Source organism: Streptomyces sp. NPDC006516, assembly GCF_040611875.1.
Lineage (GTDB): Bacteria > Actinomycetota > Actinomycetes > Streptomycetales > Streptomycetaceae > Streptomyces.
Window position 1 is genome coordinate 97,650 of record NZ_JBEXPD010000020.1, and the last position, 19,874, is coordinate 117,523.

20 protein-coding genes, 5 tRNA genes and 1 pseudogene are annotated in these 19,874 nt (G+C 70.2%); 9 read left to right on the forward strand and 17 right to left on the reverse strand.

Annotation, left to right across the window (positions count from 1 at the left end):
* Window positions 1-6: 6 nt before the first annotated feature.
* Window positions 7-978: a thiamine-phosphate kinase gene (locus ABZY45_RS33350; protein ID WP_356746004.1), complete on the reverse strand. Its 972-nt coding sequence runs from the start codon at window positions 976-978 to the stop codon at window positions 7-9.
* Window positions 979-1,298: 320 nt separating this feature from the next.
* Here ABZY45_RS33350 and ABZY45_RS33355 point away from each other — a divergent pair, with 320 nt between their 5' ends.
* Both ABZY45_RS33355 and ABZY45_RS33360 read left to right on the forward strand, forming a co-directional pair.
* Window positions 1,299-1,532, forward strand: coding sequence for an Lrp/AsnC ligand binding domain-containing protein (locus ABZY45_RS33355; protein ID WP_056791028.1), 234 nt, complete (start codon window positions 1,299-1,301; stop codon window positions 1,530-1,532).
* A gap of 20 nt (window positions 1,533-1,552) precedes the next feature.
* Entirely contained in the window at window positions 1,553-2,038 is a 486-nt protein-coding gene (locus tag ABZY45_RS33360; protein ID WP_356746005.1) for a DUF3515 domain-containing protein, read from the forward strand.
* A 25-nt stretch (window positions 2,039-2,063) separates the two neighbouring features.
* Here the strand turns inward: ABZY45_RS33360 and ABZY45_RS33365 are convergent, their stop codons facing one another.
* From ABZY45_RS33365 to ABZY45_RS33375, 3 genes are read right to left on the reverse strand one after another with little or no spacing between them, the layout of a single operon-like run.
* Window positions 2,064-3,254 carry a D-alanine--D-alanine ligase family protein gene (locus tag ABZY45_RS33365; protein ID WP_356746006.1) on the reverse strand — a complete coding sequence of 397 codons (1,191 nt, stop codon included), beginning with the start codon at window positions 3,252-3,254 and terminating at the stop codon, window positions 2,064-2,066.
* 34 nt (window positions 3,255-3,288) lie between these two features.
* Complete coding sequence (locus tag ABZY45_RS33370) at window positions 3,289-4,299, reverse strand: NAD(P)H-dependent glycerol-3-phosphate dehydrogenase (RefSeq protein ID WP_356746007.1); 1,011 nt, start codon at window positions 4,297-4,299, stop codon at window positions 3,289-3,291.
* Window positions 4,296-5,048 (reverse strand): lysophospholipid acyltransferase family protein, encoded by a 753-nt coding sequence (locus ABZY45_RS33375; RefSeq protein WP_356746008.1) that lies wholly within the window; start codon window positions 5,046-5,048, stop codon window positions 4,296-4,298. Before ABZY45_RS33375 ends, ABZY45_RS33370 begins: the two co-directional genes overlap by 4 nt.
* 150 nt (window positions 5,049-5,198) lie before the next feature.
* Here ABZY45_RS33375 and cofC point away from each other — a divergent pair, with 150 nt between their 5' ends.
* Complete coding sequence (gene cofC / locus ABZY45_RS33380; RefSeq protein WP_356746009.1) at window positions 5,199-5,882, forward strand: 2-phospho-L-lactate guanylyltransferase; 684 nt, start codon at window positions 5,199-5,201, stop codon at window positions 5,880-5,882.
* A gap of 10 nt (window positions 5,883-5,892) precedes the next feature.
* Window positions 5,893-6,096 carry a hypothetical protein gene (locus tag ABZY45_RS33385; RefSeq protein ID WP_356746010.1) on the forward strand — a complete coding sequence of 68 codons (204 nt, stop codon included), beginning with the start codon at window positions 5,893-5,895 and terminating at the stop codon, window positions 6,094-6,096.
* 80 nt (window positions 6,097-6,176) lie between these two features.
* Here ABZY45_RS33385 and ABZY45_RS33390 read toward each other — a convergent pair whose 3' ends face one another.
* The 4 genes from ABZY45_RS33390 to leuC all read right to left on the reverse strand — a co-directional run bounded on the left by ABZY45_RS33390 (window position 6,177) and on the right by leuC (window position 9,331).
* Window positions 6,177-6,833 carry an HU family DNA-binding protein gene (locus tag ABZY45_RS33390; protein ID WP_356746012.1) on the reverse strand — a complete coding sequence of 219 codons (657 nt, stop codon included), beginning with the start codon at window positions 6,831-6,833 and terminating at the stop codon, window positions 6,177-6,179.
* Between the two features lie 142 nt (window positions 6,834-6,975).
* On the reverse strand, window positions 6,976-7,203 hold the full coding sequence (locus ABZY45_RS33395) for a hypothetical protein (protein ID WP_356746013.1): 228 nt from the start codon (window positions 7,201-7,203) through the stop codon (window positions 6,976-6,978).
* A 104-nt stretch (window positions 7,204-7,307) separates the two neighbouring features.
* Window positions 7,308-7,901, reverse strand: a complete 594-nt coding sequence (leuD, locus tag ABZY45_RS33400; RefSeq protein ID WP_356746014.1) for a 3-isopropylmalate dehydratase small subunit — start codon at window positions 7,899-7,901, stop codon at window positions 7,308-7,310.
* A 5-nt stretch (window positions 7,902-7,906) separates the two neighbouring features.
* The gene (leuC, locus tag ABZY45_RS33405) at window positions 7,907-9,331 is read right to left on the reverse strand and encodes a 3-isopropylmalate dehydratase large subunit (protein ID WP_356746015.1); all 1,425 of its coding nucleotides are present in this window, start codon (window positions 9,329-9,331) and stop codon (window positions 7,907-7,909) included.
* A 173-nt stretch (window positions 9,332-9,504) separates the two neighbouring features.
* Here leuC and ndgR point away from each other — a divergent pair, with 173 nt between their 5' ends.
* Window positions 9,505-10,221 carry an IclR family transcriptional regulator NdgR gene (ndgR, locus tag ABZY45_RS33410; protein WP_014048551.1) on the forward strand — a complete coding sequence of 239 codons (717 nt, stop codon included), beginning with the start codon at window positions 9,505-9,507 and terminating at the stop codon, window positions 10,219-10,221.
* 253 nt (window positions 10,222-10,474) lie between these two features.
* Here the strand turns inward: ndgR and ABZY45_RS33415 are convergent.
* The 9 genes from ABZY45_RS33415 to ABZY45_RS33455 all read right to left on the reverse strand — a co-directional run bounded on the left by ABZY45_RS33415 (window position 10,475) and on the right by ABZY45_RS33455 (window position 14,508).
* Window positions 10,475-10,547 (reverse strand) — tRNA-Glu (locus tag ABZY45_RS33415).
* A gap of 20 nt (window positions 10,548-10,567) precedes the next feature.
* Window positions 10,568-10,639 (reverse strand) — tRNA-Gln (locus ABZY45_RS33420).
* Between the two features lie 12 nt (window positions 10,640-10,651).
* Window positions 10,652-10,724, reverse strand: a tRNA-Glu gene (locus tag ABZY45_RS33425).
* A gap of 60 nt (window positions 10,725-10,784) precedes the next feature.
* Window positions 10,785-10,857 (reverse strand) — tRNA-Glu (locus tag ABZY45_RS33430).
* Window positions 10,858-10,875: 18 nt separating this feature from the next.
* A tRNA-Gln gene (locus ABZY45_RS33435) sits at window positions 10,876-10,947 on the reverse strand.
* A gap of 85 nt (window positions 10,948-11,032) precedes the next feature.
* On the reverse strand, window positions 11,033-11,743 hold the full coding sequence (locus ABZY45_RS33440) for an HAD family hydrolase (protein ID WP_356746016.1): 711 nt from the start codon (window positions 11,741-11,743) through the stop codon (window positions 11,033-11,035).
* A gap of 145 nt (window positions 11,744-11,888) precedes the next feature.
* Window positions 11,889-13,361, reverse strand: a complete 1,473-nt coding sequence (gene gltX, locus ABZY45_RS33445) for a glutamate--tRNA ligase (RefSeq protein WP_356746017.1) — start codon at window positions 13,359-13,361, stop codon at window positions 11,889-11,891.
* Window positions 13,354-14,130 (reverse strand): fumarylacetoacetate hydrolase family protein, encoded by a 777-nt coding sequence (locus ABZY45_RS33450; protein WP_145810904.1) that lies wholly within the window; start codon window positions 14,128-14,130, stop codon window positions 13,354-13,356. The genes gltX and ABZY45_RS33450 overlap by 8 nt, the downstream gene beginning before the upstream one ends.
* A 195-nt stretch (window positions 14,131-14,325) precedes the next feature.
* Window positions 14,326-14,508: a hypothetical protein gene (locus ABZY45_RS33455; RefSeq protein ID WP_356746018.1), complete on the reverse strand. Its 183-nt coding sequence runs from the start codon at window positions 14,506-14,508 to the stop codon at window positions 14,326-14,328.
* A gap of 609 nt (window positions 14,509-15,117) precedes the next feature.
* Between ABZY45_RS33455 and ABZY45_RS33460 the strand changes: the two genes are divergently transcribed.
* The 4 genes and pseudogenes from ABZY45_RS33460 to ABZY45_RS33475 form a co-directional block, all read left to right on the forward strand.
* The gene (locus tag ABZY45_RS33460; RefSeq protein WP_356746019.1) at window positions 15,118-18,792 is read left to right on the forward strand and encodes a nitrate- and nitrite sensing domain-containing protein; all 3,675 of its coding nucleotides are present in this window, start codon (window positions 15,118-15,120) and stop codon (window positions 18,790-18,792) included.
* Between the two features lie 9 nt (window positions 18,793-18,801).
* Window positions 18,802-19,215 (forward strand): roadblock/LC7 domain-containing protein, encoded by a 414-nt coding sequence (locus ABZY45_RS33465; RefSeq protein ID WP_006127850.1) that lies wholly within the window; start codon window positions 18,802-18,804, stop codon window positions 19,213-19,215.
* A gap of 134 nt (window positions 19,216-19,349) precedes the next feature.
* Window positions 19,350-19,757: a DUF742 domain-containing protein gene (locus ABZY45_RS33470; protein WP_003966010.1), complete on the forward strand. Its 408-nt coding sequence runs from the start codon at window positions 19,350-19,352 to the stop codon at window positions 19,755-19,757.
* A pseudogene (locus ABZY45_RS33475) lies at window positions 19,738-19,874 on the forward strand (ATP-binding protein); the annotation flags it as partial. The gene ABZY45_RS33470 and the pseudogene ABZY45_RS33475, both read left to right, overlap by 20 nt.

The window sequence follows — 19,874 nt, forward strand, 5'->3', positions numbered from 1 at the left end:
CGGAATTTACTGGGAGTCCTCGATGGATCCGAAATGGTCCCAGCCGCCCTTGCTCGTCCAGGGCGCCCCGTCGACGGTGACCTGGGGCAGCGCCGAGGGGTTGAGGACCTCTCCGATGACCTTCCAGCGGGCGGGGAGCTTCACGTCGGCGGGGAAGGTCGCCACGATCGCGTGGTCCTCTCCCCCGGTGAGCACCCACTGCAGCGGGTCGACGCCCACGGCCTGGCCGATGTCGGACATCTGCGAGGGGATGTCGATGAGCCCGGACCGCAGGTCGATGCGGACCTTGCTGGCCTCCGCGATGTGCCCGAGGTCGGCGACGAGTCCGTCACTGACGTCGGTCATGGAGGTGGCGCCCAGGCCGGCCGCCGCCGGGCCCGCGTGGTACGGCGGTTCGGGACGCCGGTGGGCCTCGACGAAGGCGCGGGGCGAGCGGAAACCCCGGGAGAGCACGGCGAATCCGGCCGCGGACCACCCGAGCCATCCGGTGACGGCCACCACGTCGCCGGGCCGGGCACCGGCCCGGGTGACGGGCTCGTGGTTGCGCAGGTCGCCGAGCGCGGTGATCGAGACGGTGATGGTGTCGCCGCCGACGACGTCGCCGCCGACGACGGCCGCCCCGGCGACCTGGCACTCGTCGCGCAGGCCGTCCATCAGCTCGGCGGCCCAGGTGACCGGCAGATCGGCCGGGACGACGAGGCCGAGGAGCAGCGCGGTGGGCACGGCGCCCATGGCCGCGATGTCGGCGAGGTTCTGGGCGGCGGCCTTACGCCCGACGTCGTACGCCGTCGACCAGTCGCGGCGGAAGTGCCGCCCTTCCAGCAGGATGTCCGTACTGGCCACGACCCTGCGGTCGGGAGCGGCGACGACCGCGGCGTCGTCGCCGGGTCCCAGCCGTACCGCCGGAGTGGTGGTGAGCCGGGACGTGAGCTCTCTGATGAGCCCGAACTCCCCCAACTCGCCCACGGTTCCCTTCACCGAGTCTCACCTCTCATCTATCGCACCGGACACCTGTCCGGGCTGCTTCGGCGGCCGGAGACCCGGACCGTGGGCGAGGGGCCCACGGGGGGCCATGGCCCCGGGACGTGCAGGCATCACCGTCCCCCTTCCGCCTCGGTGGGCTTGCGGTCGCGAGCCCCACCTGCTGTCGGTACCGTCAAGAGATACGTCAACTTCCGTGGTGCACGCGCCACGCTGTGGACGTCGACCGGCCCGCAGGTCTCCCCGTGGCCCGGGGCAACGCGATAACGTGGCGTCCCTTTCCCCCACATGATCCTCGTGGCCGCCCTGGAGGTTCCGTGGTACAGGCGTACATCCTTATCCAGACCGAGGTGGGCAAGGCGTCGATCGTCGCCGAGACCATCGCCAAGCTTCCGGGAGTGATCCAGGCAGAGGACGTCACAGGCCCCTACGACGTGATCGTGCGCGCGCAGGCCGACACGGTGGACGCGCTCGGCCGCATGGTGGTCGCCAAGGTCCAGCAGGTGGACGGCATCACGCGTACCCTGACCTGCCCGGTCGTCCACCTCTGACCCCTGTCTACGCTGGTCCGGTGACTCACACCCGTCGCCGGTCCCCCCGATGCCGCGTTCTCGCTCCGTCCGCCGCCCTGTTCGTCCTGACGGTGGCGGGCTGTTCCTCCGGCACGCAGCCCTCGGTGACGGTGCCCACGCCGTCGTCGGAGGCCGCCGGGTACTGCGAGGCACTGCACGAGGAGCTGCCACGGACCGTCGCCGGTCTGGAGCGGAGCGATCCCTCACCGGCTTCGGACCTGACCGCCGGCTGGGGGGACGGGGCGATCGTACTGCGCTGCGGCGTCCCCCGCCCCGCACGGATGGATGATTCCCAGGCCAAGGGTGTGGACGCGGACGGCGTCAACTGGCTGCTGGAGCAGCGCGATGACGCCGGTCCGCGGTTCACGACCACGTACCGCAAGGCGTATGTCGAGGTGACGCTCGGGACGGAGTACGCCCATGACATCACCCCTCTGTCGGCGTTCGCCGTACCCGTGAAGAAGACGGTCCCCGACAGTCTGTGACTCTGCCGGCGCGCGAGGACCCGCGTCAGCGCAGGCCGGTGGGTCGGTTCAGCGCGGAGGTGATCAGCCGGTCCACCAGCTCCGGGTAGTCCACCCCGCTCGCCTGCCACATGCGCGGGTACATCGAGATCGGCGTGAAGCCCGGCATGGTGTTGATCTCGTTGATGACGAAGGTGCCGTCCTCGGTGAGGAAGAAGTCGGCGCGCACCAGTCCCTCGCAGGAGGCGGCCTCGAAGGCGTCGACGGCCAGCCGCTGGACCTCGGCGGTCTGCTCGTCGGTGAGCGGCGCGGGCACGAGACCTGCGGCCGAGTCGATGTACTTGGCCTCGAAGTCGTAGAAGTCGTGCGCGGTCACGGGCGGGATCTCGGCGGGCACGCTGGCGCGCGGCCCGTCCTCGAACTCCAGCACACCGCACTCGATCTCCCGGCCGCGCAGCAGGGACTCCACGAGGAACTTGGGGTCGTGCCGCCGGGCCTCCTCGATCGCCTCGTCGAGTCCCGCCGGGTCGTCGACCTTCGTGATGCCCATGGAGGAGCCGCCCCGGGCGGGCTTCACGAAGAGCGGCCAGCCGTGCTCGGCGGCGAACTCCATGATGCGCTTGCGGGCGGCGGGGCGGTCCGACTCCCATTCGCGGGGCCGTACGACCTCGTACGGGCCGACCGGAAGCCCGAAGGAGATGAACACCCGCTTCATGTACTCCTTGTCCTGGCCGACGGCCGAGGACAGGACACCGGAGCCGACGTACGGCACGCCGGAGAGCTCCAGGAGTCCCTGGAGCGTGCCGTCCTCGCCGTAGGGGCCGTGGAGCATCGGGAAGACGACGTCGACCTGTCCGAGGACCGTGGGCACGGCACCGGGCTCCCCGACGACGACGTCGCGGTTTCCGGGGTCGACGGAGAGCGTCACGGACCCGCGTGCGGTGCCGGACCCGGCCAGTTGCTCCACGTCCGGCACCTGCCGGTCGGTGATGGCCATGCGGGCCGGGTCGTCGGACGTGAGGGCCCAACGCCCGTCCCTGGTGATGCCGATCGGCAGGACGTCGTACTTCGTCCGGTCGATGGCGCTCATGATGGCGCCGGCCGTGACGACCGAGATGCCGTGTTCGGAGCTGCGGCCACCGAACACGACGGCCACGCGCGGCTTGCGGCCCGGCGCGGAGCTCTGCTCGGAGCTCAGGGGGCTCTCAGGGCTCTGGGGGAGGTTCTGGCTGCTCATATCGCGATGAGCGTACCTGCTGGTAGGGCCCGAGTCAGCGCCGCTCGGGCTTGGCGCTGCGCGACATCAGCTCCTTGAGCGCGACCACCGGCGGCTTGCCCTCGTGGACGATGCCGACGACGGTCTCCGTGATCGGCATGTCGACGCCGTGCCGGCGCGCCAGATCGAGCACCGATTCGCAGGACTTGACGCCCTCGGCGGTCTGGCTCGTGACGGCGACCGTCTCCTGGAGCGTCATCCCGCGTCCGAGGTTGGTGCCGAACGTGTGGTTGCGCGACAGCGGCGAGGAGCATGTGGCCACCAGGTCGCCGAGCCCAGCGAGTCCGGAGAAGGTGAGCGGGTCCGCGCCCATCGCGAGTCCCAGGCGGGTGGTCTCGGCGAGCCCGCGGGTGATGAGCGAGCCCTTGGCGTTGTCGCCGAGGCCCATCCCGTCGGCGATGCCCACGGCGAGGCCGATGACGTTCTTCACCGCTCCGCCGAGCTCGCAGCCGACGACGTCCGTGTTGGTGTACGGCCGGAAGTACGGGGTGTGGCAGGCGGCCTGGAGCCGCTGGGCGACGCTCTCGTCCGAGCAGGCGACGACGGCCGCGGCGGGGCGGCGTTCGGCGATCTCCTTGGCGAGGTTGGGGCCGGTGACGACGGCGATGCGGTCCGCCGGGACCGCCGTGACGTCCTCGACGACCTCGCTCATCCGCTTGGCCGTGCCCAGTTCGACGCCCTTCATGAGGGAGACGAGGACCGTCTTCGACTCCAGGTGCGGGGTCCAGTCGGCGAGGTTGGCGCGCAGCGTCTGGGAAGGCACCACCAGGACGGCGAAGTCGGCGCCACGCAGCGCCTCGGCCGCGTCGGTGGTGGCCCTGATCGAGGCGGGGAGCTCAATTCCCGGCAGGTATTCGGGGTTGGTGCGCGTCCGGTTGACGGCCTCGGCGACCTCGGCGCGGCGCCCCCAGAGGGTGACCTCGCAGCCGGCGTCGGCGAGGATCATGCCGAAGGCCGTACCCCATGAGCCGGTTCCGAAGACGGCAGCCTTGGCGGGGTGCGTCACGTGGATCCCTTTCCCTCTGCCTTGCGCCGCTGTTCAGCACGGGCCTTGCGGTGATCGTAGAGCTCGGCCGGGGCCTTCTCGCCGCGCACCTCCTCCAGCTGGGCGGTGACAGCGGCCATGATGGTCTCGGTGGCCTGGCGCAGCACGTCGGGGGTCGGTTCGAGGCCGTAGTAGCGGGAGAGGTCGACCGGCGGTCCCGCCTGCACCCGCAGGGTCTTGCGGGGGAACAGCTGGAGCCTGTTCTCCTTGGCGTACGGCGGCATCGCGAGGTTGGCGCCCCACTGGGCGACGGGGATGACGGGGGCCTTCGTCATCAGCGCGACGCGGGCGGCGCCGGTCTTGCCTGCCATCGGCCACATGTCGGGGTCCCGGGTGAGCGTGCCCTCGGGGTAGAAGGCGACGCACTCGCCCCGCTCGATGGCGTCGACGGCGGCGCGGAAGGCGTCGAGAGCGTTGGTCGACTCCCGGTAGACGGGGATCTGCCCGGTGCCGCGCAGGATCATCCCGACGAACGGGGTCCTGAACAGCCCCGCCTTGGCGAGCAGCCGCGGCACGCGGCCGGTGTTGTACTGGAAATGCCCGTAGGACAGCGGGTCCAGATACGAGTTGTGATTGACCGCCGTGATGAATCCGCCCTCGGCCGGAATGTGTTCCATTCCCCGCCAGTCACGCTTGAACAGAACCACCAGGGGCGGTTTTGCGATGACCGCGGCCAGGCGGTACCAGAAACCGATTCTGGGGCGGGACACTCGGACGCCTTCCTCTAGGGACTGAGCTGCTGCGGGGACGGCGGCACTGCTGTGCCCGGCCGGGGTCCCTGCTGTGTGGAGAACACCGTACGCCTCACCCGTGGGGGCGGACCTCCGGGTTGTCGTGCCGGCAGGCGAGAATAAGTCCTGATGCGTACGGAGGGGGAGATCGCCACGAACACCGACCCGACCGGCCCCTGGTCCCTGGTCGTCCCGCTGAAACCGCTCGCACGGGCCAAGAGCAGGCTGGGCCGGGCCGTGGGAGGAGATCTGCGTCCGCGGCTGGCCCTGGCGTTCGCCCAGGACACCGTGTCGGCGGCGCTGTCCTGCCGGGCGGTGGGCGATGTGGTGGTCGTCACGGACGACGCGGTGGCCGGTGCGGCTCTGGCCGCCCTGGGCGCGCGCACGGTGGCGGACGTCCCGGCGGCAGGTCTCAACGCCGCGCTGGAGCACGGCGCGCGCTCGGTGCGCGCACGACGCGGGGCTGTGGCGGTCGCGGTGCTGAACGCGGATCTGCCCGCACTGCGTCCGGAGGAATTGGCGCGGGTGCTCGATTTCGCCGCAGAATTCCCCCGTACATTTGTCTGCGACGCACAGGAAATCGGTACCACTTTTCTTTCCGCTGCACCCGGGGTGGAATTGCGGCCGGCTTTCGGCGGCGCGTCGAGGGCACGGCATCTGGCTTCGGGCGCGGTGGAGATCGAGCTGCCGGGCCTCGATTCGGTCCGCAGGGACGTGGACACGGGCGAGGATCTCGCGGCGGCGCTGGCGCTGGGGGTGGGGCGGTTCACGGCCGGCCCCGCGGCCCCGCTGGTGGCCGCCGGGGACCGATAGGCTGCCGCTCATGCAGGCCACCTCGTTCACGTACGACCCCGAGAGCCGTACCGGCAGCGTGCTCCTCGACGACGGCACCCCGGTGGACTTCGACGCGGCCGCCTTCGACGCGGGCGGGCTGCGGCTGCTGCGTGCGGGGCAGCGGGTGCGCATCGAGACCGAGGGCGAGGGCGACTCCCTGCGGATCACCCTGGTGACGCTCCAGACGCTCTGAAGCGCCCCTGAACAGCCCGCGGGCCGGGCTCCCCGAGGGGAGCCCGGCCCGGCGCGTACGAGAACGAGCGGTGCCCGGTCTCACTTCTTGCGTGCGGTGGCCTTCTTGGCTGTGGTCGTGCGCGCCGTGGTCTTCTTCGCGGGCGCCTTCTTCGCCGTGGTCTTCTTCGCGGGCGCGGTCTTCGCGGCGGCGGTCTTCTTCGTCGCGGTCGTCTTCTTCGCCGGGGTCGCCTTCTTCGCCGTCGCCGTGGTCTTCTTGGCCGCCGCGGTGGTCTTCTTGGCGGTGGTCTTCTTGGCCGGGGCCGTCTTCTTCGCCGCCGCGGCGGTGGTCTTGCGCGCCGTGGCCTTCTTGGCCGTGGCCTTCTTCGCGGCGGCCTTGGCCGTCGTCCGGGTGGAAGAACCGCCCGAGAGGCTGCCCTTGGGGGCCTTCTTGACGGAGACCTCGCCGCCCTTGGGGAGCTTCTTGGAGCCGCTCACCAGGTCCTTGAAGCCCTGTCCCGCACGGAAGCGGGGCACGGAGGTCTTCTTGACCCGCACGCGCTCGCCGGTCTGCGGGTTACGGGCGTACCGGGCGGGGCGGTCGACCTTCTCGAACGAGCCGAAGCCGGTGACCGAGACCCGGTCCCCCGCGACAACCGCGCGGACGATCGCGTCGAGTACCACGTCGACTGCGTCTGCGGCCTGCTGGCGGCCGCCGACCTTGTCGGCAATCGCTTCTACGAGCTGCGCCTTGTTCACGTCTTCCCCTTCGGAGACATTGCCGGAACGAAACTGTTCAGGCTTTTTCGCACGTTAGGCAGATATATACCGCAAATCAAACACGAAACGGGCTAATCACCCTAGTGCCGCAACGAAGTCGACCGCTGCGCCGTCCGCAGAGTCAGTCACCTTCGGGGAATCGGCCCTCGTCGAGGTCCTTCATCAAACGGTCCAGACGTCTTGCCGCGCCTGGGAGATCGTGCTTAGCCGTGGCCGTGACGGCCAACAGCTTCCGGGACAGCGCCATCCGTACGCCCTCCGGGACTTGCAGTGTGCGCACCCTTGCGTGCGCTTCTTTCAATCGGTCGGCGACGTGGCCATAGAGCTCGAGTTGGCTGTCGCGTTCCATGCACCGATTGTGCCATCTGGGGCGAGTTGTCGCCCGAGGGGGTCTCAACAAGCGACTGCGCCCCCTGCCATGCGGCAGGGGGCGCAGTTCGGGAAAAGCGCTGCTCAGGCGACAATTGTACGCGGCTTGTGGGACGGCCTGGCCGCCTCATAAGTCGCAATGTCCGCTTCGTTCTGAAGGGTGAGGCTGATGTCGTCGAGGCCGTTCAGCAGTCGCCAGCGGGCATTCTCGTCGAGCTCGAAGTCGACCGTGACGCCCTCCGCGAGGACCTGCCTCTTCTCCAGGTCGACGGTGATCTCGGCGGTCGGGTCCGCCTCTGTCAGGTCCCACAGCGCGTCGACGTCCTTCTGGCCGAGGACGACGGTCAACAGACCGTTCTTCAGGGAGTTGCCCCGGAAGATGTCCGCGAACCGCGAGGAGATGACGGCCTTGAAGCCGTAGTTCTGGAGTGCCCAGACGGCGTGCTCACGGGAGGAACCCGTGCCGAAGTCGGGACCGGCGACCAGGACCGAGGCACCCTTGCGCTCCGGGCGGTTGAGGACGAAGTTCTCGTCCTTGCGCCAGGCCTCGAAGAGCCCGTCCTCGAATCCGTCGCGGGTGACCTTCTTCAGCCAGTGCGCGGGGATGATCTGGTCGGTGTCGACGTTGCTGCGGCGCAGCGGGACGGCCCGGCCGGTGTGTGCGGTGAATGCTTCCATGACTCTCAGACTCCGGCGGGCGTACGGACGTCGGACAGATCGGCCGGCGAGGCCAGATGGCCCAGCACGGCGGTGGCGGCGGCGACCTGCGGGGACACCAGGTGGGTACGGCCACCCTTGCCCTGCCTGCCCTCGAAGTTCCGGTTCGAGGTGGAGGCGGAGCGCTCACCGGGGGCCAGCTGGTCGGGGTTCATGCCGAGGCACATCGAGCAGCCCGCGTGCCGCCATTCGGCGCCGGCGGCGGTGAAGACCTTGTCCAGGCCCTCCTCGACGGCCTGGAGGGCGACCCGGACGGAGCCCGGGACGACCAGCATCCGTACGCCGTCGGCGACTTTGCGGCCGTCCAGGATCGCGGCCGCGTTGCGCAGGTCCTCGATGCGTCCGTTGGTGCAGGAACCTACGAAGACCGTGTCGACGTCGATCTCGCGCAGCGGCTGGCCGGCGGTCAACCCCATGTACTCCAGCGCCTTTTCGGCGGCGTGGCGCTCCGAGGCGTCCTCGTACGAAGCGGGGTCGGGGACGTTGGCCGACAGCGGCGCGCCCTGGCCCGGGTTGGTGCCCCAGGTGACGAACGGCGCGAGCGAGGCGCCGTCGATGACGACCTCGGCGTCGAAGACGGCGTCGTCGTCGGTGCGCAGCGTCTTCCAGTACTCCACCGCCGCGTCCCAGTCCTTGCCCTCGGGCGCGTGGTCGCGGCCCTTCAGATAGGCGAAGGTGGTCTCGTCCGGGGCGATCATGCCCGCGCGGGCGCCGGCCTCGATCGACATGTTGCAGATGGTCATCCGGGCCTCCATCGAGAGCTTCTCGATGGCGGAGCCGCGGTATTCCAGGATGTAGCCCTGGCCGCCGCCGGTGCCGATCCGCGCGATGATCGCCAGGATCAGGTCCTTGGCGGTGACACTGTCGGGGAGTTCGCCCTCGACGGTGATCGCCATGGTCTTCGGCCGGGCCAGCGGCAGCGTCTGGGTCGCCAGGACGTGCTCGACCTGGCTGGTGCCGATACCGAAGGCCAGGGCCCCGAACGCTCCGTGGGTGGAGGTGTGCGAGTCGCCGCAGACGACGGTGGTGCCGGGCTGCGTCAGGCCGAGCTGCGGGCCGACCACGTGCACGACGCCCTGCTCGACGTCGCCCAGCGGGTGCAGCCGCACGCCGAAGTCCGCGCAGTTCTTGCGCAGGGTCTCCAGCTGGGCGCGCGAGACCGGGTCGGCGATCGGCTTGTCGATGTCGAGGGTCGGGGTGTTGTGGTCCTCGGTGGCGATGGTGAGGTCGAGTCGCCGCACCGGGCGGCCGGCCTGACGCAGGCCGTCGAACGCCTGCGGGCTGGTCACCTCGTGCAGCAGGTGCAGATCGATGAAGAGGAGGTCGGGCTCGCCATCGGCGCGCCGGACGACGTGGTCGTCCCAGACCTTCTCCGCGAGTGTCCTACCCATCGCTTTCCCTCCGGCCGGCATCCTCGCCGGCCCAACTAGAGATTCGGGTGCCGCCGTCCGGACCCCCGAGCGGGGCGGTGGCTGTGGGCCGTCGTACGGCCGCACGTACAGGTTCGCAACTTCCGGGGAAAATTGAACTTGCGTTTCACAGAGTGAGACGCGAGTATCGTCGTATGGACAACTCTAGCGGCGTCGGCGTTCTCGACAAGGCAGCTCTGGTATTGAGCGCCCTGGAGTCCGGTCCGGCCACCCTCGCCGGGCTGGTCGCGGCGACAGGGCTCGCACGGCCGACGGCTCACCGACTGGCCGTGGCACTCGAACACCACCGCATGGTGGCGAGGGACATGCAGGGCCGGTTCATTCTCGGTCCCCGGCTCGCGGAGCTCGCGGCCGCGGCCGGCGAGGACCGCCTCCTGGCGACGGCCGGACCCGTACTCACACACCTGCGCGACATCACGGGCGAGAGCGCGCAGCTCTACCGGCGGCAGGGCGACATGCGCATCTGCGTGGCGGCGGCGGAACGCCTGTCCGGTCTGCGGGACACCGTGCCGGTCGGCTCCACCCTCACCATGAAGGCGGGTTCCTCCGCCCAGATCCTGATGGCCTGGGAGGAGCCGGAGCGTCTGCACCGGGGACTGCAGGGGGCCCGCTTCACGGCGACGGCCCTCTCCGGCGTACGCCGCCGGGGCTGGGCCCAGTCGATCGGCGAGCGCGAGCCCGGTGTGGCCTCCGTCTCCGCCCCGGTCCGCGGTCCCTCGAACCGGGTCGTCGCGGCGGTGTCCGTCTCCGGACCGATCGAGCGGCTCACCCGCCACCCGGGCCGGATGCACGCGCAGGCCGTCATCGACTCCGCGGCGCGGCTGAGCGAGGCCCTGCGCCGCACGGGCTGAACCCCCCGAGGGGTTACGCCCCTTCGCCGTACGCGGCCGGGATCCGCACCCGCACTCCGCCTCCGGCACGCACCCTCCCCCGAGGCCGCCCCAGCGTCGTGGCGGCCCCCTTCCCGACCAGCACGCACGCACCCCGCAACAGGCCCGCCTCGTACGGGAAGTGGCCGCACCGCCCCCTCAACTCCCCTGCGCCGCCCGGAACACGGAGAAGGCCCTCCACCGGGGTGAAGGGCCTTGCCGTACTGCTGTGTTGTACCCCCGACCGGATTCGAACCGGCGCTACTGCCGTGAGAGGGCAGCGTGCTAGGCCGCTACACAACGGGGGCGTGGTTACTGCTGACTTGCGCTGGGCTACCAGGACTCGAACCTAGAATGACGGTACCAGAAACCGTAGTGTTGCCAATTACACCATAGCCCATGGTGTGACAAGTACCCCCGACCGGATTCGAACCGGCGCTACTGCCGTGAGAGGGCAGCGTGCTAGGCCGCTACACAACGGGGGCCCTAGCGATCCTGCATCGAAAACGTGGGTGCGACCCAGGTGTTCTCGCGGGAAGGATCTGTACCCCCGACCGGATTCGAACCGGCGCTACTGCCGTGAGAGGGCAGCGTGCTAGGCCGCTACACAACGGGGGCTTGTTACGTGGTCTTGCGCTGGGCTACCAGGACTCGAACCTAGAATGACGGTACCAGAAACCGTAGTGTTGCCAATTACACCATAGCCCACTGAAACGCAACCCCTGGGGGCTGTGTCTCTGTCTGCGCTTCCCGGCCGGATCTTTCGGCCCGCTCGGGCGGCGCAGGAAGAACATTACCTGAAGGTGTCCGGCGCTCCAAAACGGGTATCGCCTGCCAGCAGGCCGGGAAGCTCGGCGAGCCCCGTGATCCGCACGAGCTCCGGGCGCCCGCCCCGTCCACGCCGGTCCAGCCACACCCCGGCGAGACCGGCGGCCACGGCTCCGGCCGCGTCGATGTCCGGCTGGTCCCCGACGTAGACGACCTCGTGCGGATCGAGCTCCAGCGCCTCGCAGGCCGTGCGGAAGGCCCTGGCGTCCGGCTTGTAGACGCCGAGTTCCTGCGCGCACAGCAGGACCTCGAAACGGTCCCGCACACCGAGGGCCCGCAGCTTCCGCTCCTGGTGGTCGACGGAGGAGTTCGACAGGACCGCGTGCCGGTGCGTGGCGGCCAGCGCGTCGAGAACGGGCACGGCGTCCGGGAAGAGCTCCCAGGAGCTCTCGTAGTGCCCCACGTACCGGCGGAACCACGCGTCGGCGTCCTCGTCGCTCAGCTCCGCGTCCAGGAACTCCCGCACCCGGTCCCGGCAGTGCGCGGGCCAGTCCGACTCCCCGGCGGCGACACGCGCCCAGTGAACGGAGGCGATACTCATCCAGCGGCCGTGGTGGTCCTCGTCACTCTCGGCCAGCCCCTCCGCGCGGAGATGCCGCAGCAGACCGGTCCGGTCCGAGCCCGCGTAGTCGAAGATCGTGTCGTCCACGTCCCAGAGGACCGCGCGAATCACCATGTCCAGGAACCTACCCGCCCGAAAACGCGCGGAAGCCGGAACACGGGAATCCGGGGACCGGCCCCCGCTGCCGGCTTCCGGTGCCGTGAACGGCCGGAGGCCGGGCTCCCCGTGGGGACCCGGCCTCCGGCGTGCGTACGGACCGCTACGCGGCGAGCTTCGCCAGCGCGGCGTCGATGCGGGCGATCGTCCTCTCGCGGCCCAGGATCTCCAGGGACTCGAAGAGCGGCAGGCCGATCGTGCGGCCGGTGACGGCCACCCGGACCGGCGCCTGCGCCTTGCCCAGCTTCAGGCCGTGCTTCTCCCCGGCGGAGAGAACCGCCGCCTTGAGGGCCTCGGCGTTCCACTCGGCGGCGGTCAGCTCGGCACGGGCCGTGACCAGCAGGGCGTCGGAGCCCTCCTTCATGGCCTTCGCCCAGGACGCCTCGTCGTGGACGGGCTCGTCCAGGAAGAGGAAGTCGACGTTGGCCGTGATGTCCGAGAGGACCGTCACACGCGTCTGGGCGTGCGGGGCGATCTCGGCGAACTTCTCCGCGTCGAAGGCCTCGGGCGCCCACGGGGCGAAGGGGGCCTTCAGCCAGGGGCCGCAGGCCTCGGTGAAGGTCTTCACGTCGAGCATGCGCAGGTGCTCGGCGTTGATGTGTTCGGCCTTCTTCAGGTCGAAGCGTGCCGGGTTGGCGTTGACGGCGGAGATGTCGAACGCCGCGACCAGCTCGTCGCGGCCGAAGATGTCGCGGTCCTCCGCGATCGACCAGCCCAGCAGCGAGAGGTAGTTGAGCAGCCCCTCGGGCAGGAAGCCCCGCTCGCGGTAGAGGTTCAGCGAGGCCTGCGGGTCACGCTTGGAGAGCTTCTTGTTGCCCTCCCCCATGACGTACGGGAGGTGACCGAAGGCGGGGATGTCCTTGGCGACGCCCAGCTCGATCAGCGCGCGGTAGAGCGCGATCTGGCGCGGGGTGGAGGAGAGCAGGTCCTCGCCGCGAAGGACGTGGGTGATCTCCATCAGGGCGTCGTCGACCGGGTTGACCAGCGTGTAGAGCGGGGCCCCGTTGGCGCGGACGATGCCGTAGTCCGGCACGTTCTCCGGCTGGACGGTGATGTCGCCACGGACCAGGTCGGTGAAGGTGATGGCCTCGTCGGGCATCCGGAAGCGGACGATCGAGGTGCGGCCCTCGGCCTCGTACGCCGCCTTCCGCTCGTCGCTCAGATCGCGGCAGTGGCCGTCGTAGCCCGACGGCTTGCCGGCGGCGCGGGCGGCGTCGCGGCGGGTGTCGAGCTCCTCGGTGGTGCAGTAGCAGTGGTACGCGTGCCCGGCGTCCAGGAGCTTGGCGGCGACGTCCTTGTAGAGGTCCATCCGCTGCGACTGGCGGTACGGCTCGTGCGGGCCGCCGACCTCGGGGCCCTCGTCCCAGTCGAGCCCGAGCCAGCGCATCGAGTCGAGCAGCTGCTGGTAGGACTCCTCGGAGTCGCGGGCCGCGTCGGTGTCCTCGATACGGAAGACCAGGGTGCCCTGGTGGTGCCGGGCGAAGGCCCAGTTGAACAGGGCGGTGCGGACCAGGCCCACGTGGGGGTTACCGGTCGGGGAGGGACAGAAACGTACGCGGACTGGTGCGTTAACCACGCTTGATCACCTTGTTGGTGAGAGTGCCGATGCCTTCGATGGTGACGGCGACCTCGTCGCCGACGTGCAGGGGTCCGACTCCTGCGGGGGTTCCCGTGAGGATCACGTCACCCGGGAGCAGCGTCATGGCTTCCGTGATGTGGACGATCAGGTCCTCGACGGAGCGGATCATGTCGCTCGTCCGGCCGAGCTGGCGCTGTTCGCCGTTGACCGTGGCCTGGATGGCCAGATTGCCGGGGTCGACGTCCGTCTCCACCCACGGGCCGAGCGGGCACGAGGTGTCGAAGCCCTTGGCGCGGGCCCACTGGCTCTCCCGGCGCTGGACGTCACGCGCGGTGACGTCGTTGGCGCAGGTGTAGCCGAAGATGACGTCCTTGACGCGCTCACGCGGAACCTCGCGGCACATCCGGCCGATCACCACGGCCAGCTCGGCCTCGTGGTGCAGTTCCTCCGAGAAGGAGGGGAACTCGATGGAGTCGCCCGCGCCGATCACCGACGTGGTGGGCTTGAAGAAGGCGACGGGCACATCCGGGACCTCGTTGCCCATTTCGGCGGCGTGTTCCGCGTAGTTGCGGCCGATGGCCACGACCTTGTTGGGGAGCACGGGCGGGAGCAGCCGGACCTTCTTCAGCGGGACCTTGGTCCCGGAGAGCTCGAAGTCGGCGTACGGGATGCCCTTGATGATGTCGAGGACGAGGCTGTCGGGGCTGTCGCCCTCGACCGCGCCGAAGGCGACATTGCCGTCGATGGAGAACCTGGCGATGCGCACGGGATGCTGTCGCCCCTCACTTGCTGGCTGGCTGAAGACTGACGCTCCAGGCTATCGCCTCGCCCGGCCGGACACCGGCTGCGCGTGAGGGGCGGCCGTGCCGGTGACGGCGGGTGGGCCCGCGCCGGCGGGCGGACCGTGCCGGGTGGGTGGGCCCGCGTCGGCAGGCGGACCTGTACCGGTGTGCGGCCCGTCCTACTTCGCAGCCGCGGCCGGTGCGTCCATGAGGATGGTGCGGCGCGGGTTGGCCGTCTGGGTGGGCAGGTCGACGGCGTGCTCCCGCTGTTCCGGCGTCCGCAGCGCCTCGGCGTCCGCGAGGTGCGCCAGCGTCGTGCGCCGGGGGTTGGCAATGTTGCGGAACGTCATCGTCGTCTTCATCTGCCGTGTGGACCCTTGTCGCTGGGGCGCTGCCCGGAGGTGCGCCGGTTGTCGGATTCGCTATCCCTGTAAAGCGTCAGGCTAAACATCCGATTCCCCGACGTGGCCGGGATGAGACGGCGATCATCATGTGAGTTTGCTCACGAAGTTGCCGACAAAACAGTCATTACGGTCACTTGATCATGGGATGCAAACCAGACAATCCGTCATTGAATCTGGCATTCCGCTCCCGATCATCGCGTCTGGGACACCGGTCACCCCGGGAGGGCCCACCCCTAATCGACCGTTTTGACAGTGAACGCACTCCACACCTTGTCACTCAGTCATCACACCGTGTCACCCAGGTCACAGCCCGGTACGCGGGCCTTGTTGGAGATCCTCCTCTGTGCTGGAATTCCACGCACCGCCGCGGGTTTCAGGCCCAGCGCGCAGGGGCGCAACGCAGCGCCGAGTGGCGGCGGGAGGGGGAAGTACGCCGGTCACTCACGACCACCTTGGGGCGCGTCCAGCGCCCCACGACGCCGACACCGTCCTGCCGCGCCCACGCGCGAAGGGACGCCTGGTCCAGAGGTTGCGACGCTAGTGCAGGGACGTTTCAAGAGGGATGGCATGGGGTCGCCCCAGCCCCGCCAGGGCCGAGGGGAAGCTCCGGCGGATCAGGAACCGCGCGGTGGCAGCGACCGCGGTTCCGTGCCCCAGCACGCCCAGAACTCCGGCCCGGCCGGGGACGGCGGCGACCGCGCGCAACGCACCGGCTCGACGGGGCCGACGGGTACCGGAGGCGGAGACGCCGCGACGCCCCACAAGCCGGTCGGTCCTGGCAGCGCCGGCTCACGCATAGCCCTGCGCAACTGGCGCATCAGCACGCGTCTGGTCTCCCTCCTCGCCCTTCCCGTGGTCGCCGCGACCACCCTCGGTGGCCTGCGCATCAACGAGTCCATGAACGACATGGACCAGTTGGAGCACATGCAGCTGCTCACCAAGATGACCAAGCAGGCGACCGCGCTCGCCAACGCGCTCCAGTACGAGCGCGACAACTCGGCCGGCCCGCTGTCGAACGGCGTGAAGGTCACCGACTTCAAGGTCACCGAACCGCGCAAGCGCACCGACCGTGCCAAGGCCGCCTTCTTCGACGCGACCGACGAGATCGGCAACACCCCTGGTGACGCGGCGCTGGACAGCATCCACGCGAGCGTCAGCCAGATCGGCAACCAGCTGGGCAACATCACCAGCATCCGCAAGGACGCGTACGCCGCCGACAGCCCCAGCCTCAACACGATCGACCAGTACAGCCAGCTGATCACCTCCCTGCTGAGCCTCTCGCAGGACATGGCCCAGGCGACCAGCAACCCGGAGATGATCAAGCGCACCCGCGCCCTGGCCGCCTTCTCCGCCTCGAAGGAGTACGCCTCGGTCGAGCGCGCGATCATCGCGGCGGCGCTGCCCGGTGGCGACAGCGACAAGACGCACCTGAACGACAACGACCAGGCGTTCGGCCGTAACGCGCTCAACAAGGCCGGCACGACGCTCAAGACCTTCGAGACGACCTACGAGTCCATGGGCAAGAGCTCCGCCGAGCTGCTGGCCCCGCTGGACAACGGGAATCCCGAGATCACCGCCGCCGACATGTACGCGAGGAAGGTGCTCGACAGCCCCCTCGGCATGGAGGGCAGCGGCAAGACCCGTACGTACATGGACTGGTTCGACCAGAGCTCGAACAAGATCAACGCCATGGGCACCATCGAGCAGACGCTGCTCGGTGAGATGGAGAGCAAGGCCCGCGAGCTGCGCGAGGAGTCGCAGCGCGACGCGATCCTCAACGGTGCGATCATCCTGATCGTCCTCGGGGTGTCGCTGGTCGGCGCCTTCGTCGTGGCCCGCTCCATGATCCGCTCGCTGCGACAGCTCCAGGACACCGCGACCCGGGTCGCCCAGGACCGTCTGCCGGAGCTCGTCAAGCAGCTCTCCGAGACGGACCCCCAGGACGTCGACACCTCGGTCGAGTCGGTCGGTGTGCACTCCCGGGACGAGATCGGCCAGGTGGCCGCGGCCTTCGACGACGTGCACCGTGAGGCCGTCCGTCTCGCCGCCGAGCAGGCGCTGCTGCGAGGCAACGTCAACGCGATGTTCACCAACCTCTCGCGCCGCAGCCAGGGCCTCATCCAGCGCCAGCTCTCGCTGATCTCCGAACTGGAGTCCCGCGAGGCCGACCCGGACCAGCTGTCCTCCCTCTTCAAGCTCGACCACCTCGCGACCCGCATGCGCCGTAACGGCGAGAACCTCCTCGTCCTCGCGGGTGAGGAGCCGGGCCGCCGGTGGACGCGCCCCGTGCCGCTGGTCGACGTGCTCCGCGCCGCCGCCTCCGAGGTGGAGCAGTACGAGCGCATCGAACTGGCCGCGGTGCCCGCCACCGAGGTCGCCGGCCGCGTCGTCAACGACCTCGTGCACCTCCTCGCCGAGCTGCTGGAGAACGCCACGTCGTTCTCCTCGCCGCAGACGAAGGTCCGGGTCACCGGTCACGCGCTGCCCGACGGCCGTGTGCTCGTCGAGATCCACGACACCGGCATCGGCCTCTCCCCGGAGGACCTCGCCGCGATCAACGAGCGGCTCGCATCGCCGCCCACCGTGGACGTCTCGGTCTCCCGCCGCATGGGTCTGTTCGTGGTCGGCCGCCTGTCCCTGCGACACGGCATCCGCATCCAGCTGCGCCCGTCCGACTCCGGTGGTACGACCGCGCTGGTCATGCTGCCCATGGAGGTCGCGCACGGCGGCAAGCAGCCCCCGAAGCCGGGCCAGGGACAGGGCCAGCAGGGCAAGGGTGCCCCGCAGGGCGGTGCCCCTGGCGGGCTCCTCGCCGGTGGCGCTCCCGGCACGGGCCAGCGTCCCGGGCTCGCGGGTTCCGCCGCGGCTCCCACCAACGGTCTGGGCGCGGGCGCGCCGCGCGGGCAGGTGGGTGCGGGCTCGGCCCCGCGTGCCGCACTGCCCTCGCGCGACGGCGGCGCCGGACCGCGTCAGCAGCAGGGCCCCGGACAGCAGCCCGGCGGCCCGCAGGGCCCCGGCCTGCCGAACCAGGGCCGGCCCGAGGGACCGCGTCAGGGCGGCGGCCTCGCCGGCGCCTTCGCCGGCGGTGCCCGCCCGGGCGCCCGTCCGCCGCAGGACCCCTCGGCCGGTGCGGACTCGGGGCGGCCCAACCTGTTCGGCCACTCCGGCCAGCAGAGCGGCCCGCCCGCCCGTCAGGCTCAGCAGCAGGGCCAGGGTGACCAGGGACACCGGCAGCAGCCCGGTGGTCCCGGACGCCAGCTGCCTCCGCCCGGCGGCCCCCGCGCCGAACTCCCCGGCGGCAACCCGCAGCCGCAGCGCCCGCAGGGCACCAGCTGGGGCGTCGAGGAGCAGGGTGCTCCGCGGCGTACACAGCCGGACGCTCCGCGCGGTCACGAGGAGCACGACTCCGGCCGGTTCGCCCGGCCGGGCACGTCCGCCCCGAACCAGCCGTTCACCCCGCCGAACCAGCGTCCGCCGATGGACGACCGCCAGGGACCCGCTGCCACGGCGGAGTTCGCCCGGCCGGACTTCTCGGCACCGCCGGCCCCGCAGGCGCAGGACCCGGCGAGCACCGCGCAGTTCGCCCGCCCGGACTTCAACGCGCCGAGGCCGCAGGACCAGGGCTACGGCGCCCAGTCCCCGCAGATGCCCGCACCGCGTCAGCCCGGGAACGCCGACTTCGGCGCCCCCCGGCCGCCGGCCCCCTCCGCGGGTGAGCCGCCGCGCCGCCCCGCCCTGCCGCAGCAGCCCGAGGTGCTGCCGCCGGCCGGACCGGGTGACGGGCGTACGCCGTTGTACGACACGCTCGAGACGAACTGGTTCCACGGTCCGCAGCAGGGTGGCCAGCAACAGCCCCCCGCCGCCGAACCGCAGGAACCGGCCGCCTCTCAGCCCGCCGGCAGCCCGGCTCCGCCCATGCCCAGGCGTGGTGCGGCGGACACCGGTTCATGGCGCGCTTCGCCGAACGACGAGCTCGTGCGGCAGGCGGAGCGGGTCAAGAAGCCCGCCGCGGGCGGCATCACCACGTCCGGCCTGCCCCGCCGTGTCCCACGTGCCAATTTGGTTCCGGGCACCGCACAGCAGCAGAATCATCAGTCCGGACCTCAGGTTTCGCGTGCGCCCGATGACGTACGCGGCCGTCTGACCAATCTCCGCCGGGGCATCCAGCAGGGACGACAGGCCAACAACGGCCCGTCTACCGGCAGTTTCCAACTCGGCCCCACTCACCAGCAGGAGCGTTAGTTGAGCCCCATGAGTCAGGCCGCGCAGAATCTGAACTGGCTGATCACCAACTTCGTGGACAACACCCCTGGGGTGTCCCACACGGTGGTGGTCTCCGCGGATGGCCTGCTGCTGGCGATGTCCGAAGGTTTCCCACGCGACCGCGCCGATCAACTGGCGGCCGTGGCCTCCGGTCTGACGTCGCTGACGGCGGGTGCCTCCCGGATCTTCGAAGGCGGCGCCGTGAGTCAGACGGTCGTGGAGATGGAGAGGGGATTCCTCTTCCTCATGTCCATCTCCGACGGCTCGTCACTCGCCGTCCTCGCCCACCCGGACGCCGACATCGGTCTGGTCGGGTACGAGATGGCGCTCCTCGTCGACCGCGCGGGAACCGTCCTCACCCCTGACCTCCGCGCCGAACTACAAGGAAGTCTGCTGCACTGATCGGCTATGCGGCAGACACCTGACACGATCACCCCAGGTACTACTCAAAACCCTCACCCATCCGGCCGCCACAGCCCCTCACCGGCCACCTTCAGACGGCAAGCCGACATCCTGCTGTCACGCCCGGAGGATTTATGACCCCGCCACCCGCCTCACCCGATCCGTACGGCGCACTGCACCACGCGTCGTACGACGGTGAAGGCGACCAGCCGCTGGTCCGTCCGTATGCCATGACCGGTGGCCGGACCCGGCCGCGCTACCAGCTCGCGATAGAGGCTCTGGTCAGCACCACAGCGGACCCCGCCCACCTCGGGACGCTGCTCCCCGAGCACCAGCGGATCTGCCACCTGTGCCGTGAGGTCAAGTCGGTGGCCGAGGTGTCGGCCCTGCTGTCCATGCCGCTCGGCGTGGCCCGGATCCTCGTGGCGGACCTGGCGGAAGCCGGCATGGTGGCCATCCACCAGCCGGGCAACGGAGAGGCCGGCGGCGCGCCGGATGTGACACTGCTCGAAAGGGTGCTCAGTGGACTTCGCAAGCTCTAGCGACGGTACGGCCCGCGCCACCACCTCGGCGAAGATCGTGGTGGCAGGGGGCTTCGGCGTGGGTAAGACCACGTTTGTCGGTGCCGTCTCGGAGATCAATCCGCTGCGCACCGAAGC

Coding starts and splice junctions, on each gene's coding strand:
- ABZY45_RS33470 (WP_003966010.1), top strand. CDS start 19,350: ATGACCCCGCCACCCGCCTCACCCGATCCGTACGGCGCACTGCACCAC.
- ndgR (WP_014048551.1), top strand. CDS start 9,505: ATGGACAACTCTAGCGGCGTCGGCGTTCTCGACAAGGCAGCTCTGGTA.
- leuC (WP_356746015.1), bottom strand. CDS start 9,331: ATGGGTAGGACACTCGCGGAGAAGGTCTGGGACGACCACGTCGTCCGG.
- cofC (WP_356746009.1), top strand. CDS start 5,199: ATGCGTACGGAGGGGGAGATCGCCACGAACACCGACCCGACCGGCCCC.
- ABZY45_RS33395 (WP_356746013.1), bottom strand. CDS start 7,203: ATGGAACGCGACAGCCAACTCGAGCTCTATGGCCACGTCGCCGACCGA.
- ABZY45_RS33385 (WP_356746010.1), top strand. CDS start 5,893: ATGCAGGCCACCTCGTTCACGTACGACCCCGAGAGCCGTACCGGCAGC.
- ABZY45_RS33365 (WP_356746006.1), bottom strand. CDS start 3,254: ATGAGCAGCCAGAACCTCCCCCAGAGCCCTGAGAGCCCCCTGAGCTCC.
- ABZY45_RS33460 (WP_356746019.1), top strand. CDS start 15,118: ATGGGGTCGCCCCAGCCCCGCCAGGGCCGAGGGGAAGCTCCGGCGGAT.
- ABZY45_RS33440 (WP_356746016.1), bottom strand. CDS start 11,743: ATGGTGATTCGCGCGGTCCTCTGGGACGTGGACGACACGATCTTCGAC.
- ABZY45_RS33455 (WP_356746018.1), bottom strand. CDS start 14,508: ATGAAGACGACGATGACGTTCCGCAACATTGCCAACCCCCGGCGCACG.
- leuD (WP_356746014.1), bottom strand. CDS start 7,901: ATGGAAGCATTCACCGCACACACCGGCCGGGCCGTCCCGCTGCGCCGC.
- ABZY45_RS33465 (WP_006127850.1), top strand. CDS start 18,802: ATGAGTCAGGCCGCGCAGAATCTGAACTGGCTGATCACCAACTTCGTG.